Raw genomic sequence first — 14,932 nt, forward strand, 5'->3', positions numbered from 1 at the left:
AAAACTAAATTAGATTGGAGTCGGGTAGTGAACGAATATAGCTATCCATAAACTGCCAATCAGGAACATTTTTGTCGTCGAAAGGCAGCATGATGAGCTGCTTTTTCAGATGGGAAGCGTTAGCTTTGTTCCCAAATCCAAATTTTGAACTTTGCATAGTTATGGCAGTTGCCAAAAAAAGAAGAGTGTGCCCGGAGAGTCTAATCCTAGGTCTTAGTACTGATACATCTTGAGTTGCTGTAAACGGGAAGGGCTGATAATAAGCAATGCCAGCACCACCATCACCATTGTTGTTGACAGACAATACTTGCCCGCTTTCGATAGATGTCTCTCCTACATGAACAAAACGGCTGAGTCCATTGTTGATTTTTCTTGCAGATATTAGAGGGACATTTCCATGCGAAAGTTTGTTTTTCGGTCCGGATTTTCCACGTGTTATATCGAAGAGTGATCCAATGGCAATTGGTTTCCAGCACTGTTCTTCAAGTTGGTGACTAATACGACGCTTAGCAGCTTTCCGCACGGGAACATTGTAGTTTGATATTTTCTCTGAAATATAATCACTCATAAATTGCCAATCTGGGTGATCTTTATCATATGCGGGTAGCATTATTTTTTTCGCCCGGAGACGGGACAGCGTAGCGCCGTTGCCGCCCCAATTCAGGTTCATTAGCTGCATCTTGATTAGCGGAATTATGAAGAGGGCGGTTTTCAGTGTCAGCTCAGGGAAGTCGAGTACTTGAACGTTCTGTCCTGTGTAATAAGGAAATGGCTGGTAAAAAACACTTTGTGTATCAAGTCCAATTGAAATGGTGTTTTTCGGGTTAAGTGGTGCTAATTGTCTGGAGGTAAACATATTTACGCCGTTGTTCAGCTCTGATCTAGTGACATATGGAAATCGTTCAGGTGAAGTGTGGCTAAGTTTGTTCTTATCGAGTCCACTCTTAGTTGCATAGAGATTAAATATTTCCGTATTTCCAAGCGAGAATGGAAACCATTGAACTTCATTCAGGTTCTTTTTTGTCAAATAAATCCCCCCTTCCGTGGACTGTCATATCGAATTTGAAGGCGAGGTAGTCTTGTATGGTCTTGTTAAAATCTTCATCTGTAGGAATTGTTTCATTGAAGTAGTAAAAACTATGAAGCCATTCGTCATCTGCAGTTATAGTCGTTTTCAGAGCAAAGTCGTTGCTAAAAGAGATTAGATTACCCTTCAGCAGTTGAATTAGTTTATTTCTTTTGGCCTTGGCAGAACCATCAGGGACAAGACCAATATGCTTGTGGACACTATATCCATCGTCTCTAAAGTCCACGAAGGTAACCAGGTGTTCTGCATTGTGTGGAACTCCAGCAGTAAAAATTGCAATGACAGGATTTACGCCAATGCCGTAGAAGGTGTCAGGGTTTAATGTGATTACAGCATCTAATGTGTTTTCTTTTAATAGTCGAATCTTGATGTTTTGGTCATACTTGGTCTTGCCAATCATTGTGGACTGTGGGACTATGACCGCCAGTTTCCCGTTTTTGTTACACATGGATAGGGCATGATAAATAAAATTCAGCTCGCTTAACTGTTGTGTTTGTTTATTCTTAGCTTGACTGTATGGTGGATTAAATAGAACTTTGTTGATTTTTTTTGTTTTAAAGTATTCTCCAGAAAAGCTGAACATGTCACCATGAAGCAGATTACTTTTACCATCACCACGAAGAATCATATTGGTTGTAGCGACCGTGAACAGCTTTTCTTGTAGTTCTACACCATACAAGTGATTTTGCCTGATTTCGGTCTGCTTTTCCAGATTGTCCCCAACGGCATTAAGCATTCGGTGCATCGACGATATTAAAAAGCTGGCAGAGCCGCAGGCCGGGTCTAGCACATAATCATCGGGTTGAACATCAATTAACTCAGCCATTAGCGATGTTATGTGCTGAGGCGTCAACACGATGCCAAGAGAATTACCATCACTGCCACCATATTTTACAAATTCACCATAGAAGTTTCCGAGCACATCATAGTCTGTGTTTCGTTTGAAATGTAAGAGCACTCTTTCCTCTAGGGTGGTGGCAAAGTACTTTAATGGTGTCATTCCCAGAGTTGGGTTAACACGATTCAACATTACGTTTGTTTTGATAAAACTAAATTTATTTAATAGTATTGATATTTTGTTGTTCCAATCTGAATTAGGTGATTTCGGTCTTACATGGTCAGATTTAAGCTCGACTCCGATAGCGGTGAAAACCTTGTCCCCGTCTCTATTATCCTCGCCGGTTGAACCAGTTAAGTTAGTCAATAGAGTTGGGTCACCAGATAGGGCAAGAAGTAGGGCAGAAATGACGGTAGCCTTGTTTTCTCCCTCCAAAGAGGCGTAGTTACGGAGGTCCTCATGGAGTTTTGCCACAGCAACTTGTAGATCATCAATATGTTGCTGCTCAACCGTTTTGCCACCCTGCACCTCAACCCGATAGTACTCATTAATGCGATCTTTGGTGAAATCTGATAAATCGACTATTGGGCTTAGCTTTTTTACAGTGGCAATTTTGTTGCCTTTCTCAAGGTGGACATAATATGGTTGAAGTTGTAAATATTGTGCATCACCAGTTGCGCCAATTGCGAAACATTCACGGTAGATTGATTTTTCAACGATATGTTTCGCATACCAGATTGCTCCATTTTCGGCATATGTTTTGATGTAAGGAAACTTTAGTACCACCTCATCATTTTCTTCATAAACTGCGCGATCATAGGCAGGCTTATCTTCGATAATAACGGGGTAATTGCCACTCATGAAAAAGAAATCAGGTTTTCCTACACCGCGCCCGCCTTGTTTACTAGCGTGAGACAAGGCTAGAGAAATATCAGAGTTAAACGATTGCTGTTCGCTATAGTTAGTCGATACGGCCTCGACTAACTTACGAACTGTTTGATCAGTTGCAGTTGCTTCATTTACCATTTTGATTCACCCTTACTGTATCAATAATTATTCATATTGGTATTATAGCAGTAATAAATTAACTCTCCAAAAAAGCCAGCTTTTAACGTCATTCATGTTTGGACGTAAGCCCACGGCACGTCCTGCCCGTGCCTGCTGCTTGGTGGGTTAGTTCAGCACAACGCCTATGATGCTGACATCTTCGGGATCGAGGTATCTGTCGGGATACTTGTCATTCAGTGAGTGTAGAACAATTTTCTTTTGTTGATAATCGCGGGATACCTGCTTGAATGTGACACCTTCGTCAGCCACACGGACAACGGCCAGATCGCCATCGTCTATCGTGTCTTGCCATCGGACGAATATCTGCGAGTACTTCGGGTAGTCTGGCTCCATCGAGTCACCCTCAACAGTAACGATTTCATTTGCACTAGCTGGGATGTCGTCCACGTTGACGCGTGTCCTACGCACCTCAGCGTCCTGTGTGGCGCCATCGATTGGGGCACCGGCAGCTGTACCGCGCCCGCACACAATCTCACGCTGTTCAGGGAACGGTACGACGTTCTCGTTCTGCTGCTCATTGAGCTGCTTTTCTGCGTAGGTGTACACGTTCTGCTGACGGTCGGGGTGGAGCTTGTTGTATATGGGGAGTATGTCAGCCGGTCCGTCTAAAATGGACGTCGTGAATCTTGGGTCAATATCTGACTTGTTCACCTTTAATGCATCGGCGATTTTTTGAATGGAACCCGGATTCGGTGTTGACCGCTTGGAAAAGTATCCTGAAATTGTAGAAGCGGGAATGCCGGTCATATCAGAGAGCTGTTGCTGACTGATGCTACCAGACACCTTCTTAAGGTTAGCGGAAATTGTCTCTCTAAGTTTTAGTTCAAAGGCGGTTAGTTTATGCCTTGGCATTGCAATCACTTCCTTAGTCTTTATGTCGTCATTGTAACGAATAAACTCGTCAAATACAACACAATCGAAAATAAAACGGGAAAAGTCGTTGACAAAACGAATAAACTCGTTTATATTAATAGTCGTACCAGAAAGGAGGCATCACATGAAAATTCAAATCACGTTGGAAGCGGCGCGCCGAAACGCAGGATACACGCAAAAAGAAGCCGCCGGAATTCTTGGGGTTCACTATCAGACCCTTGCCGCTTGGGAACAAGACAGTTCTAATGTGCCCTATGCTGAGATGGTAAAGATTCAAGGACTGTATCATATCCCGACTGAATTCATTTTTTTTGGAAACCGAAACGAGTTTATTCGTTCCATCAGAGAAAGGGAGGCCGTATAGCATGAATGAACTACAGCTATTTAACTTTGAGGGCAACGACGTTCGCACGTTGAACCATGACGAACAGATCTGGTTTGCCGCGCCAGACGTCACAAAGGCACTTGAACTTAGCAACACAACCGTAGCCGTGTCCTCATTGGATGACGATGAACGGGCTAAGTTTAACTTAGGGCGTCAGGGTGGAACCAATTTCATCAGCGAACCAGGGCTGTACAAGCTAGTCGGGGCAAGTCATAAGCCGGCGGCAAAACGTTTTAACCGTTGGGTAACACATGAAGTCCTTCCATCAATCCGTAAGCATGGTGCCTATATGACGCCGGAAACGATTGAGAAGGCCATCTACGACCCAGACTTCATTATCAAACTGGCAACACAGTTGAAGAATGAACAAGCCCGTACGGCAGCACTCACAGCCGATAACGAGAAGATGAAGCCCAAAGCGTTGTTTGCAGACGCAGTAGCCACCAGTCACACGAGCATTCTCATCGGTGACTTAGCCAAGCTCATCCGCCAGAACGGTGTGGATATTGGCCAGAATAGGCTATTCGGTTGGCTGCGAGATCACGGCTATCTGATTGGCAAGGGTGACCGTCGAAACATGCCAACGCAACGCGCGATGGACTTGGAGCTGTTCGACATCAAGGAACGCACATTCCAGAACCCGGATGGCAGCGTACGGATCACCAAGACTACCAAGGTAACCGGCAAAGGCCAGCAGTATTTTATCAACAAGTTTCTACAGACTAACGAACCACAGACAGCATAGAAAAACCGAAATATCCAGTAAAGGAGGCATCAGATATGCCACCAACATTAGACCTGATGCCATTAATTCAGGAGGCAATCAAAACAGCGGTGGATCGAGCCGTTGCCGACCAGATCAAGCACGAACCTGACTACCGCCGCTGGTGGTCAACGAAGGAAGTGCAAGAACGCTATGGCATCACGCCAACCTGGCTGAGCGAGCACATCATAAACCAGCCGCGGTTCCAACGACAACTTGACGGGTTCGCATTCAATTACCATGGCCAGATGGGCTGGCGGTTCGAGCCACTGGCGTTCAGCGAGTTCATGCGTAAAGAGTTCCGCAACATCGGCAAGGAGGCAGAACGATGACTCAGTTAATTCTATGGATCCATGCGAACGAAGCTTGGTTCTTCGGTAGCTTGGCGGTCGCATTGTCCGCTTATATCATGGGCCGTGCTGCAAACGGTCGCTGGCGGGGGTGGTTCGATGTATAGGTTTCGCAGTGGAGCTTTCCGTGAGGTACCACACCAGCTAACGCAAGCCGAGTTGAGCTATCCCGGCGCGCGCGAAGGCTGGAACGACGGGCTAGCAGTAGCGGCAATTCTGACTGATATGGAGCTGACCGCACTAATTGCGCAGACACGTCAAAACGAGGCGTGGGCGATTGACAGTGAGGACAGCACCGAGTGGGATACGAACTTCATTGGCGGCAAGCGGTCGGCACTGGAGCTGATTCAGGCCGAGCGTGAGCGAAAGCGGCATGACAGGGAAAACATCGAGGGGAGGTGACTGCCATGGACAGTCTTATTACTTACACTGCCGAAACCGCACGCAACGATATGCGCAAAGCGCAGATTCGAGCACATGCGGACACCGTTCAGCAATCAATCATTCGCGCGGCAGTGGCAAATATCAGCGAAATCACAGTGCCAAATCTGACTGACGATGAAATCGACGCTTTGCGCGACGCTGGCTACACGGTCGAAGCAGGCATTCGCGGCTGGAACATTTGTTGGGCACAAAAATAGCCACCGGCGGCAACCGATGGCAACAAACAAACTATTCTACAAGGAGATTATATCACATGTTAAAAGAAATCGAACGTAAGCCAGTAGCACAGAAGTTTGATCCGCTAGCGTCATTCAGCACCGTCATTCATTATCCTATGAAGCCGCAAGGTCGGCAGGCCATTCAGGGGTACAGCCTTTCGCTTGCTAAACAGCAACTTATGTTGAGCACGGCCGTCGCCAAGTTCTTCGACAGCGTTGGTGCTGACCGTGTGTTAGTGATGACTGACACCAAAGCAGGGAAAATTGCTGTTGTTCCGGCAAGTAAGAGCGAGCCTAATTCATTTCGCTTATACAAGGGGACAAAAAGTGAGGGCATTTTCCCACGTCGAATTAGCGTTGTTAAAACGCTAGCGGAAGCATCTGGTGAATTCAGCAACCTTAATATGGAACGGTTTAGCTACCGGTTGCCCGGAGAATTGGTGGACGACGGAGCGGCAGGGTTTCTTGTCTTCGATGTAGCTAACCCGTTGCGTGCCACGTTACGGAAAGTAGGTAACAACTAGTGGCAACCTTATATGAGCTAACCGATGCGGAGCAACGACTACTTGCAATGGGCGAGGACGGCTCCATTGATCCAAAAACTATGGCCGACACGATGGAGTCAATTCAAGGCGAGTTGCACGAGAAGCTGACGGCATACGTCAAGGTAGCCGAGGAAGCCAAAGCCAAGGCGGACGCCATCAGTGCTAAGGCTAAGGCAATGAATCAACGAGCGGCGGCGTACACTAACCTAGCCAAGCGCCTCAAGGATACCGTCAAGGACACCATGGTTGAGCATGACTGGCAGAAGATTGAGACGGACGAGGTGATGTTCTTTGTCAAAGGCAACGGCGGTGTTAGGCGGCTTGAGATTGACGAAGACAAGTTGCCCGCATACATGTACCACGACGTGATGGAGCCTGACAAAGACAAGATTAAGCAAGCGCTCGATGAAGGCAAAGAGATTGAGGGCGCGACCTATGCAGACCGTGGCACACACTTGGAGGTCAAGTAATGGAAGACTTATTAGATAACAAAAAGAACGAGATTTTCAAAGCGTTGGCAGTTTTTCGAGCAAACGTCAAACAGCCACAAAAGAACGCTGACAACCCGTTTTTCAAGAGCAAATACGTTCAGCTTGAGGGTGTCGTTGATGCTATCGACAAGGCAACACCCGGAACGGGCTTGAGCTACTTCCAAGACGTTCAGTCACGCGACAACGAAGTTCTGGTGACGACCGTCATTACCCACTCTTCGGGCCAGTACATTCAGCTTGGCCCACTGGCTGTACCAGTCGCCAAGAAAGATGCGCAAGCCTTTGGATCAGCAGAGACCTACGCTCGCCGTTACGCCTTGAGCGCGGCATTCGGTATCACCTCTGACGTTGATGACGACGGTAACGCGGCGACACAGACAGCACCTCGGCAGACTGCGCAACGGCCACAAGTTCGGCGACAGCCGCAGGCAAAACCGGCACCAAGCAATGATGCCAAGGAACTCGTCAAGCTGGTAGAAAGCACGTTCACGCTACTGCCTGCCAAAGATAAAGCCGGCAACCCTAAGCCGAAAACGACTAAGGAGTTTGCCGAGTCACTGATTGGGCTTGCCAACGCCAACACGGACAGCAAGGCAACGACTATTTCCGAGCTGACACCTAAAGGGGCGCAGTGGATGAAAGTGTATCTCGAGAAGCAGTCAGCAAAGTTAGCGGGTGGCGATGGTGAATGAGAGTCAGTGGGAAATTGACCGGCATATCCGGTCGCAACCTGACGCTGACCGTTGACGACGAGGTATCGCTGTACGAGGTAGCCAAGCTCGCGAATGGCAAGCAACCGAGCGTTGACCTGCAAGTTGAGGACGGGCGTTCAATCAGTCCTGACCAGCGACGCAAGATATGGGCCTTATTACGCGATATAAGCGATTTTACGGGTGACGTGATTGATTATACCGAAGACCTGCTAAAAGGCTACACACGGCAAATATTTGGCATTGAGGCGTATTCCTTGAGCGATTGCTCCATGACGACGGCCAGCAACATGATTTACACCATTCTGGAGTTTTGCTTCCGCAACGATATTCCGTTCAAGACGCGGACGTGGGACATGATCCCGAACGACTATGCACGGCAGTGGTTTTGCTTGCGGTTCAAGAAGTGCGTTATCTGCGGCAAGCCCGCCGACCTTGCACACTTCGAGACAGTTGGCATGGGCCGCAATCGCTATGCAATCAACGAGCTTGATTACCACTGGATGAGCCTTTGCCGGGTGCACCATACCGAGCAACACGCCACCGGCATTGACAGCTTCATCGCCAAGTATCACATCAAGCCGATCAAGTTAGACGCCGACCAGCTCCGCAAGATTAAGCCTCAATACGCAAAGGGGGTGGGCAAATGAGCGACCAAGGTTGGATAAAGGTTTACCGCAAAATCACCCACTCGTTTGTCTGGGCAGACCCTAATTTACTCAAGCTGTGGATGCTGTTATTAATTAAAGCTTCCCACGGCGGCAACAGATTTTTATTCAATGGACATGAAGTGTCCGTGTCAAGCGGAGAATTCGTCACAGGGAGCGTCGCACTGGCATCAGAGTTCAATGCAGGAGTGCCACATGACAAGCAGTTGTCCGGCCGCCAGCTATGGAGATGGGTTAAGAGGTTTGAAAATGAAGGAATGTTGTCAATCAAATCAACCAATAAATACAGCGTCATATCAATAATAAATTGGAATAACTACCAGTCGGATGACAAGCAACTGTCAATCAACTGTCAATCAAGTGTCAATCAAGTGTCAACAATCAAGAATGCAAAGAATAAAGATAATACCATCACCAGCAAGCAACTTGCTGACGACTTCGACAAGCTGTGGAATCTATACCCACGCAAGGAGGGCAAGAAGCCAGCCTTTGCCGCTTACAAGCGAGCGATGACTCGCAAAGCGAACCCGGCTACTAACAAGCAGATTCAGAACGGCATCGTTGCCTATTGCAAGGAGCTTGAGGCCGCTGGTACGGATAAGCGGTTCGTCAAGCAGGGATCAACATTTTTCTCGCAGGAAGCATGGCAAGACTACACCGCTATTGCTGAACAACAAGAAGCAGTTAAGCCAAAGTTCGACCCTGACCAGTGGGTGCTCGATACGTTCTCTGTATACGGGTCAATCAGTCAGGTGCTTCGTGAGATTCAAGATAACAGCGTTCCGGTTGACCCTGAACGAGCCAAGCGACTTATTTCCGAGCATCTAAGCTCGCTAGGGAGGGATGCAATATCTTACAGCTAGATAAACCAGAGTGGCACGTGCTGTATTGCCTGACGCAACAACCAAAGCTGATTCGTTCCGAGTGGATAAGCCCTGACTGGTTTGATTACAAGCCATACCAGACACTGGTGAAATACCTTAACGACGTTGGTGGCGAGCTTGATTACATTCAGCTTCGAGACGGTTTCACCAAAGCCTATCCGGGCGTGATGAGTCGCGAGGACTGGGAGCCGATACTCACCGCTGATGTGACGGTAGGCAACTTTAGTTCGTGGGTCAAGGTAATACGCAACGACTTTTACCGCAAGCGAGCGCAAGAGTCAGCATTCGACTTTGCCAACGATCCTAGCGATGAGAAGTTCCACTCGATGCTTATCACCGCGCAGGACGCCATATCGAACGATTCTAGCGACACAGAAGTCACCATGGATGAATTAGTCCAAGACATGCACGAACGGCTCACAGAGGGCAAATTGGACGTAGGAATCAAGACGTATGCGCCTATCGACAAGCTGTTCGGCGACGGACTCATGCCGGGCCGCCTAATCACCATCGGTGCTCGGCCAGCGGTTGGTAAGTCGGCGTTCGCAATCAACCTCGTGTTAGAGGCGTTCAAACGGCAACCAGACGTGACTATCGACGTGTTCTCACTTGAGATGACGAACCGCCAAAACTACCAGCGGCTAGTGGCGTCGATAACAGGAATACCAAGTAGCAAGCTGGTGAACCCGATGATTGACTTGAGTGACGCCGAGATGAAAAAGGTCGAGGAAGCCGGGCAGACGTTGCGTTCATACGACCTGCGGCTGTGGGATAAGCAACTCAAGCTCCAGCAGATTGTCAAAGTGTTGCGTCAACGCGCGGCTACTGCTAAACACGGATACCTCGCAATCGTTGACTATCTCGGGTTGATTGAGGTGCCGGGGCAACCCGACCGCCGCTTGCAGATTGAGGAAGTCACCCGTCAATTCAAGTTGCTGACCAACGAACTCGACGTGCCGATCATCATGCTTAGTCAGCTATCGCGTGGCATTGAGAGCCGTAACGACAAGAAGCCAATGCTATCCGACCTGCGGGAGTCCGGTTCTATCGAGCAGGACAGCAACGCAGTCGGGTTCCTCTGGAACAGTGACCGAAGCAACGAGAAGTCAGACGTGCGGAGCGTCACGCTGACAATCGCCAAGAACCGTGAGGGTGCGCTGGGGGATGTCAACTTTAACTTCTTTGCCAATAAGCTCCAGTTCCGGGTGGCGTATCTCACATGACCGGCATTATGACGCTCAAGGAGTTTGACGACTACATGCAGGAGGCGGGGTTCAACTACTCGCTACTCGTGATGGTGGCCCTCGATGAGGCAAACAACGAGCACAAGGCCGGACATGACGATTATGCCTACGAGAGCCAGATTGACGCGCTCGACTTTGCGGAGTCAGAGGCCGCCAACGGCCCGACATACGAGCCGGTGCTCAAGTATCTATCCATGCGCGACGAGCGCTACTTACAAAGAATATATAACACGTGGAAAAACTACCTGTCGAAAATTGACAGAAAAATTCAGGAGGTACACTTCGATGATAAATAACACAACACTGACCGGGCGACTGACCCGAGACATTGACCTCAAGTACACACAAAGCGGCGCCGCCGTCGGCACGTTCAGCTTGGCTGTTGACCGCCAATTCCGGAGCGCAAATGGCGAGCGTGAGACGGACTTCATCAACTGCGTTATCTGGCGCAAGGGTGCGGAGAACCTGTCACAGTTCACTCACAAGGGTTCGCTGATTGGCGTTGACGGGCATATCCAGACGCGCAACTACGAGAACAACCAAGGCCAAAAGGTTTACGTCACCGAGGTAGTCGTTGAGAACTTCGCCCTGCTTGAGCCACGTGACAAGGATGCTGGGCAATCGTCAACACGAACGGGCCAAGCGCCACGCCAACAAGCACCAGCCAAGCCAGTTGACCAGCTTGCAGATAATGGCACGGCGGTTGAAATCTCCGACGACGATCTACCGTTCTAGGCCGCCAGATGAAAGTAATAACGATACCCGGCATTCCGGTCGGACAAGGCAGACCAAGATTTACTCGCACGGGCCACGCATACGACCCCGCACGGTCGCGGCTATACAAACAATCGGTCGCTATATATGCACGTCAGCAATGGCCCGGTGAGGCGCTAGATTATCCGCTATCAGTCAAGGTACGCGTATACAGGCCGATTCAGCAAAGCGCCACCAAGGTGCAGCGGAAAGCGCGGCTAGAGGGCAGAGAGCGGCCGACGGTGAAACCTGACGCAGACAACTATTACAAAGCCGTAACGGACGCGCTGACTGGCATTGTGTGGGCAGACGACAACCTAATCGTACATGCGGAAACAGATAAGTTTTACGACGACGGCAACGGGCCACGAGTCGAAGTAGAAGTGGAGGCTATAACATGAACAATTATATTGGAAGTTACGTTAAATACATCGGAGAGCAATCGCGACTGACTGGCAAGGTTGGGGAAGTTGTTGATACCGAAGAAGATGGGTGGCTTGTTCTCTTTGATGACGGAGATTCAGCAAAATGCCTCGACGGCGACCTAATTGAAGCACCAAAACCACCGTACGTGTGGGGGTGATTGGGATGAAATTGTATGACGAAACAGTCAGGCATGACATTAAGCCCAGCTACTACGGTGGGAAGCTTGACGTGATTGACTTCCTTTATGCGATTTTCGGTAAGGCGGCAGACCTGTTTATGGTTGGCAACATCATCAAGTACGTTGTCCGCTATCCGAAAAAGAATGGCCTTGAGGACTTGCTTAAGGCCCGCACGTATCTCAACCGGCTAATCGAGCGAACCGAGGCGAATGATAGTGACGATTAAAGGCGTTACCGGTAACCGTAGCAACACTGCACCAGTGTGGATGAAGAAGTGGCTGTGGCCACTGGAGAATGAATACGGGTCAGTTATCAACGTACCAGACGACGACCCACGATTGAAGCTGTTGCGGATGACGGTGAATAATCCAAGTTACTTGAATCCGCAGCTAGAATCTGCCGCAAAATCTGCCAATCAAGAGAGTTGGCAGAGCGCTGAAAACAGAAGCGTCGAAATTGATAAGTACACGCCAGCTCAGATTGACCAGCTAATCTGGAAACTTCATCTGGAAGACCGTGCAAATTCGTACATATCGGTAGTGACAGGCTTTGAACTCGCAACGTTACGAAAGATACTGCTGCGGTTAAGAAAGGCTCATGGCGACTACACGGATTACATCGAGCGACGGCTTTCACGGATGGTAGATAACGGAGACAGCAAGGCGAAGATAATGCATGAGGTCGGCTACAAATATATCTGGGCGGTTAATCGATCGTTACGCAAGTATGGACTGGAGGAATAAGCATGTATGCAGTGAAGAACAAGGACGATAAATTGTTTGTGGTACGAAGCAATGACAACGCCTATTTATATCAAGACCAATACGGGGACCTGGGACGCGTGCTTTATCGGTATTACAGCCGGAAAGATGCACAGCGCGCGATTGAAAGAGCGGGCCACATAAACCAATGCCACGTAGTCGAGTTAGTCGAGAAGCCGAAGCGGTTCGTTCTGCCGATGGAAGGGACGGAGCTGCCGGACGGAACTGTTGCTTACGCCGTACTAGACCAAACCGGCGCGTGGACGGTCAAGGGCTACGCCGAGGAACAAAGCGCAATCACGTTCGGTTCAACTGTCACCCAGGCCAACATCGACTCGGCGCCTGACTGGGTTAAGGCGATCACACCTGTGGAGGTGACTGACAATGGCGAGGAAAATTAAGGTGTTCAGCTTATATTCGCACGATGAAATTGAGTCCTTGAACCGCTTACTTAAAACGCATTCAAAAGCAAAATTAACCTATATGACTCCAGCCAATGGTTATGGATCTGGTGGAGCACTGGTAATTGCTGACTATGAAGATGATGAAGAGAACGATGAGGTTGAGGTGACTGACGATGAGCAATGAGACGAAGCGGGACGTGTTCGATGATGCGGCATTCAACATTGAGACTTCTTCCCCAGATGGTCCAAAATTTGCAGATGAGCTTAGACAGCGTTACGCCGCCGCCCTGCCAGATGATCTGCCGGTGATTCCGAAAGCAGTGAGTGATTATATCAGCAAAGCAAAGAAACCTAGACAGTGGGGACTGCTAGACGTATTTTGGCACCTTGGCGACCATATATCAGCTATGGGCTTCAATGGTCTGTACGATTGGGAACGCTGGACGGTTGACAACCAGGATGCTGTTTCGCGTGCATGGCTGCTAGGTGTCTGGCGCGTTGAGGAAACCGGCGAAATCGTGAAATTGGAGGCGGAGAAATGAAGCTGTTCTGTCGTCACGAGTTTATGCGAGACGAGTCTGTAGGATCGTGGTGGAACATTTATAAGAGATGCACTAAATGCGGCAAACTAAAGTTTTTCGGCCGTGAGGTGTGTCCGTACGATGGAAAGGAGTTTGGGCCCAATGCGGTAGGCTGTGTGCACGTCCATCATCCACCAATGAAGCCGCCTTTACCGGTGCCTAAGCCAAGAACTGTGCGGATGCCGTGGGTGGTCAGGGGGTAACGCTGACGGTCGCGCAAAAATGATTGAAGTGATGATATTCGTAGCTTTGGTGGGCGTGTGGTTCTGGGCTAACTGGAAAAGGAGTGGTGCGCAAGTGAGAAAGACAGCAGCTAATTATGTGAGCCCGTGGGACTATGAAGCTTCCGTGATTGAAGCCGACCATGTTTTGGAAGATTATCGCAGACGCAAGCAGCGGTCACGTGTGAAAGCCTCGATCAAGTCGCCATCGCTTGATGGCATGCCAAGGTCGCCATCGATTGGCAACGTCGTTGAGATCAGGATTACGGATCACATTGACGATGAGACGTACACAGAAGCATGTGACAAGACGATTAGCTGCATTGAGGACGACGCCCACCGCAACATACTGAAGGACTACTACATCAAGCGGCCAATTGCTGTAGAGCTGTTGATCGCTGATTCTGGATATGGAAAAACGGGGTACTATGACGTACTGAAAGATGCGCTATATACATTTGCCGGATTGTGGCCAGCTGGCGATCATGGATTGCTGGTCCGAACAAACAGCGAACGAACACCGAACAAAGTGCGAACAAAGAGCGAACATCTACCCTGAAATGGCGTGCTAATATTGTATTGTGCCAAAGGTGAGAGCCGGCGGTGCTTCCTTCTTTCATTTTGTGATGTTCAAACCCGATTCGCGGTGATCATGCCTCCGTGGATAGGTAGCTCCGATGTGGAAGCCGTGCATGGCTGCCGGTTCGATTCCGGCGCGGAGCATAGCTTGCGACGATCCCGGCTGACGGGGGAGCGAGCGTGTGAGAGTAGCTAAGTGGAAAAGCGCCCCGTCATCAGGCGGGCAATGCGTGGGTTCGATTCCCACCTCTCACAGTAGATGTAGCTCAATCGGTAGAGCGTGCAACTTATAATTGCGTGGGTGCAGGTTCAAACCCTGCCGTCTACATTCACTTTAGTGTAGTATTCCGGCTCGTGATGGAGTACTATTTTTTTGAGGTGATAAACATGTCAAACGAAAATCATGTACACGCTCAAATTGTTATGTCAGAGGGGGTTGAATTGGTATCTAACAACAGTC

At 49.0% G+C, this 14,932-nt stretch carries 25 protein-coding genes and 2 tRNA genes; 24 read left to right on the forward strand and 3 right to left on the reverse strand.

Annotated elements, in window-relative coordinates:
* Positions 1-4: 4 nt before the first annotated feature.
* The 3 genes from FD02_RS10690 to FD02_RS10700 form a co-directional block, all read right to left on the reverse strand.
* The gene (locus FD02_RS10690; protein WP_056952266.1) at positions 5-1,027 is read right to left on the reverse strand and encodes a restriction endonuclease subunit S; all 1,023 of its coding nucleotides are present in this window, start codon (positions 1,025-1,027) and stop codon (positions 5-7) included.
* Positions 1,005-2,951 carry an HsdM family class I SAM-dependent methyltransferase gene (locus tag FD02_RS10695; protein ID WP_056952269.1) on the reverse strand — a complete coding sequence of 649 codons (1,947 nt, stop codon included), beginning with the start codon at positions 2,949-2,951 and terminating at the stop codon, positions 1,005-1,007. Before FD02_RS10695 ends, FD02_RS10690 begins: the two co-directional genes overlap by 23 nt.
* Positions 2,952-3,098: 147 nt before the next feature.
* A complete protein-coding gene (locus FD02_RS10700; protein WP_056952271.1) occupies positions 3,099-3,845 on the reverse strand; it encodes an XRE family transcriptional regulator in 747 nt (248 codons plus the stop codon).
* Positions 3,846-3,990: 145 nt separating this feature from the next.
* Between FD02_RS10700 and FD02_RS10705 the strand changes: the two genes are divergently transcribed.
* The 24 genes from FD02_RS10705 (at position 3,991) to FD02_RS10815 (ending at position 14,800) form a co-directional block, all read left to right on the forward strand.
* Positions 3,991-4,230: a helix-turn-helix transcriptional regulator gene (locus FD02_RS10705; protein WP_056952274.1), complete on the forward strand. Its 240-nt coding sequence runs from the start codon at positions 3,991-3,993 to the stop codon at positions 4,228-4,230.
* Between the two features lies 1 nt (position 4,231).
* Complete coding sequence (locus tag FD02_RS10710) at positions 4,232-4,996, forward strand: phage antirepressor KilAC domain-containing protein (protein ID WP_054722341.1); 765 nt, start codon at positions 4,232-4,234, stop codon at positions 4,994-4,996.
* Between the two features lie 35 nt (positions 4,997-5,031).
* Positions 5,032-5,346 (forward strand): DUF771 domain-containing protein, encoded by a 315-nt coding sequence (locus FD02_RS10715; protein ID WP_054722343.1) that lies wholly within the window; start codon positions 5,032-5,034, stop codon positions 5,344-5,346.
* Positions 5,343-5,471 (forward strand): hypothetical protein, encoded by a 129-nt coding sequence (locus FD02_RS11620; RefSeq protein ID WP_268871603.1) that lies wholly within the window; start codon positions 5,343-5,345, stop codon positions 5,469-5,471. The genes FD02_RS10715 and FD02_RS11620 overlap by 4 nt, the downstream gene beginning before the upstream one ends.
* Positions 5,472-5,523: 52 nt before the next feature.
* Positions 5,524-5,766: a hypothetical protein gene (locus FD02_RS10720; RefSeq protein ID WP_156408298.1), complete on the forward strand. Its 243-nt coding sequence runs from the start codon at positions 5,524-5,526 to the stop codon at positions 5,764-5,766.
* A gap of 5 nt (positions 5,767-5,771) precedes the next feature.
* Complete coding sequence (locus FD02_RS10725) at positions 5,772-6,005, forward strand: hypothetical protein (RefSeq protein ID WP_054722348.1); 234 nt, start codon at positions 5,772-5,774, stop codon at positions 6,003-6,005.
* A 56-nt stretch (positions 6,006-6,061) separates the two neighbouring features.
* On the forward strand, positions 6,062-6,550 hold the full coding sequence (locus FD02_RS10730) for a hypothetical protein (RefSeq protein WP_054722350.1): 489 nt from the start codon (positions 6,062-6,064) through the stop codon (positions 6,548-6,550).
* Positions 6,550-7,041 (forward strand): siphovirus Gp157 family protein, encoded by a 492-nt coding sequence (locus FD02_RS10735; protein ID WP_056952276.1) that lies wholly within the window; start codon positions 6,550-6,552, stop codon positions 7,039-7,041. Before FD02_RS10730 ends, FD02_RS10735 begins: the two co-directional genes overlap by 1 nt.
* On the forward strand, positions 7,041-7,754 hold the full coding sequence (locus FD02_RS10740) for an ERF family protein (RefSeq protein ID WP_082603406.1): 714 nt from the start codon (positions 7,041-7,043) through the stop codon (positions 7,752-7,754). The genes FD02_RS10735 and FD02_RS10740 overlap by 1 nt, the downstream gene beginning before the upstream one ends.
* Entirely contained in the window at positions 7,751-8,422 is a 672-nt protein-coding gene (locus tag FD02_RS10745) for a putative HNHc nuclease (protein ID WP_054722354.1), read from the forward strand. The genes FD02_RS10740 and FD02_RS10745 overlap by 4 nt, the downstream gene beginning before the upstream one ends.
* A complete protein-coding gene (locus FD02_RS10750) occupies positions 8,419-9,303 on the forward strand; it encodes a hypothetical protein (RefSeq protein WP_054722356.1) in 885 nt (294 codons plus the stop codon). The genes FD02_RS10745 and FD02_RS10750 overlap by 4 nt, the downstream gene beginning before the upstream one ends.
* Before the next feature lie 17 nt (positions 9,304-9,320).
* The gene (locus FD02_RS10755) at positions 9,321-10,547 is read left to right on the forward strand and encodes a DnaB-like helicase C-terminal domain-containing protein (RefSeq protein WP_235806718.1); all 1,227 of its coding nucleotides are present in this window, start codon (positions 9,321-9,323) and stop codon (positions 10,545-10,547) included.
* The gene (locus FD02_RS10760; RefSeq protein ID WP_054722359.1) at positions 10,544-10,864 is read left to right on the forward strand and encodes a hypothetical protein; all 321 of its coding nucleotides are present in this window, start codon (positions 10,544-10,546) and stop codon (positions 10,862-10,864) included. The genes FD02_RS10755 and FD02_RS10760 overlap by 4 nt, the downstream gene beginning before the upstream one ends.
* Positions 10,854-11,303 (forward strand): single-stranded DNA-binding protein, encoded by a 450-nt coding sequence (gene ssb, locus FD02_RS10765; RefSeq protein WP_054722361.1) that lies wholly within the window; start codon positions 10,854-10,856, stop codon positions 11,301-11,303. The genes FD02_RS10760 and ssb overlap by 11 nt, the downstream gene beginning before the upstream one ends.
* Before the next feature lie 8 nt (positions 11,304-11,311).
* The gene (locus tag FD02_RS10770; protein ID WP_054722363.1) at positions 11,312-11,722 is read left to right on the forward strand and encodes a RusA family crossover junction endodeoxyribonuclease; all 411 of its coding nucleotides are present in this window, start codon (positions 11,312-11,314) and stop codon (positions 11,720-11,722) included.
* Entirely contained in the window at positions 11,719-11,904 is a 186-nt protein-coding gene (locus FD02_RS10775) for a hypothetical protein (RefSeq protein WP_054722365.1), read from the forward strand. Before FD02_RS10770 ends, FD02_RS10775 begins: the two co-directional genes overlap by 4 nt.
* 5 nt (positions 11,905-11,909) lie before the next feature.
* Positions 11,910-12,152, forward strand: a complete 243-nt coding sequence (locus FD02_RS10780) for a DUF3310 domain-containing protein (RefSeq protein ID WP_054722368.1) — start codon at positions 11,910-11,912, stop codon at positions 12,150-12,152.
* A gap of 40 nt (positions 12,153-12,192) precedes the next feature.
* Positions 12,193-12,669: a hypothetical protein gene (locus FD02_RS10785; protein ID WP_156408299.1), complete on the forward strand. Its 477-nt coding sequence runs from the start codon at positions 12,193-12,195 to the stop codon at positions 12,667-12,669.
* Between the two features lie 2 nt (positions 12,670-12,671).
* Positions 12,672-13,088, forward strand: coding sequence for a hypothetical protein (locus FD02_RS10790; protein ID WP_056952281.1), 417 nt, complete (start codon positions 12,672-12,674; stop codon positions 13,086-13,088).
* Positions 13,072-13,275: a hypothetical protein gene (locus FD02_RS10795; RefSeq protein ID WP_054722374.1), complete on the forward strand. Its 204-nt coding sequence runs from the start codon at positions 13,072-13,074 to the stop codon at positions 13,273-13,275. Before FD02_RS10790 ends, FD02_RS10795 begins: the two co-directional genes overlap by 17 nt.
* Positions 13,265-13,633, forward strand: coding sequence for a hypothetical protein (locus FD02_RS10800; protein WP_054722376.1), 369 nt, complete (start codon positions 13,265-13,267; stop codon positions 13,631-13,633). Before FD02_RS10795 ends, FD02_RS10800 begins: the two co-directional genes overlap by 11 nt.
* 261 nt (positions 13,634-13,894) lie before the next feature.
* Entirely contained in the window at positions 13,895-14,452 is a 558-nt protein-coding gene (locus FD02_RS10805) for an ArpU family phage packaging/lysis transcriptional regulator (protein WP_054722378.1), read from the forward strand.
* A gap of 202 nt (positions 14,453-14,654) precedes the next feature.
* Positions 14,655-14,727, forward strand: a tRNA-OTHER gene (locus FD02_RS10810).
* Positions 14,728-14,800: transfer RNA gene (locus FD02_RS10815), tRNA-Ile, on the forward strand. It begins immediately after the preceding tRNA gene.
* Positions 14,801-14,932 lie beyond the last annotated feature (132 nt).

The sequence above is a fragment of the Lacticaseibacillus nasuensis JCM 17158 genome, assembly GCF_001434705.1.
In the GTDB taxonomy this organism is placed as follows: Bacteria; Bacillota; Bacilli; order Lactobacillales; family Lactobacillaceae; genus Lacticaseibacillus; species Lacticaseibacillus nasuensis.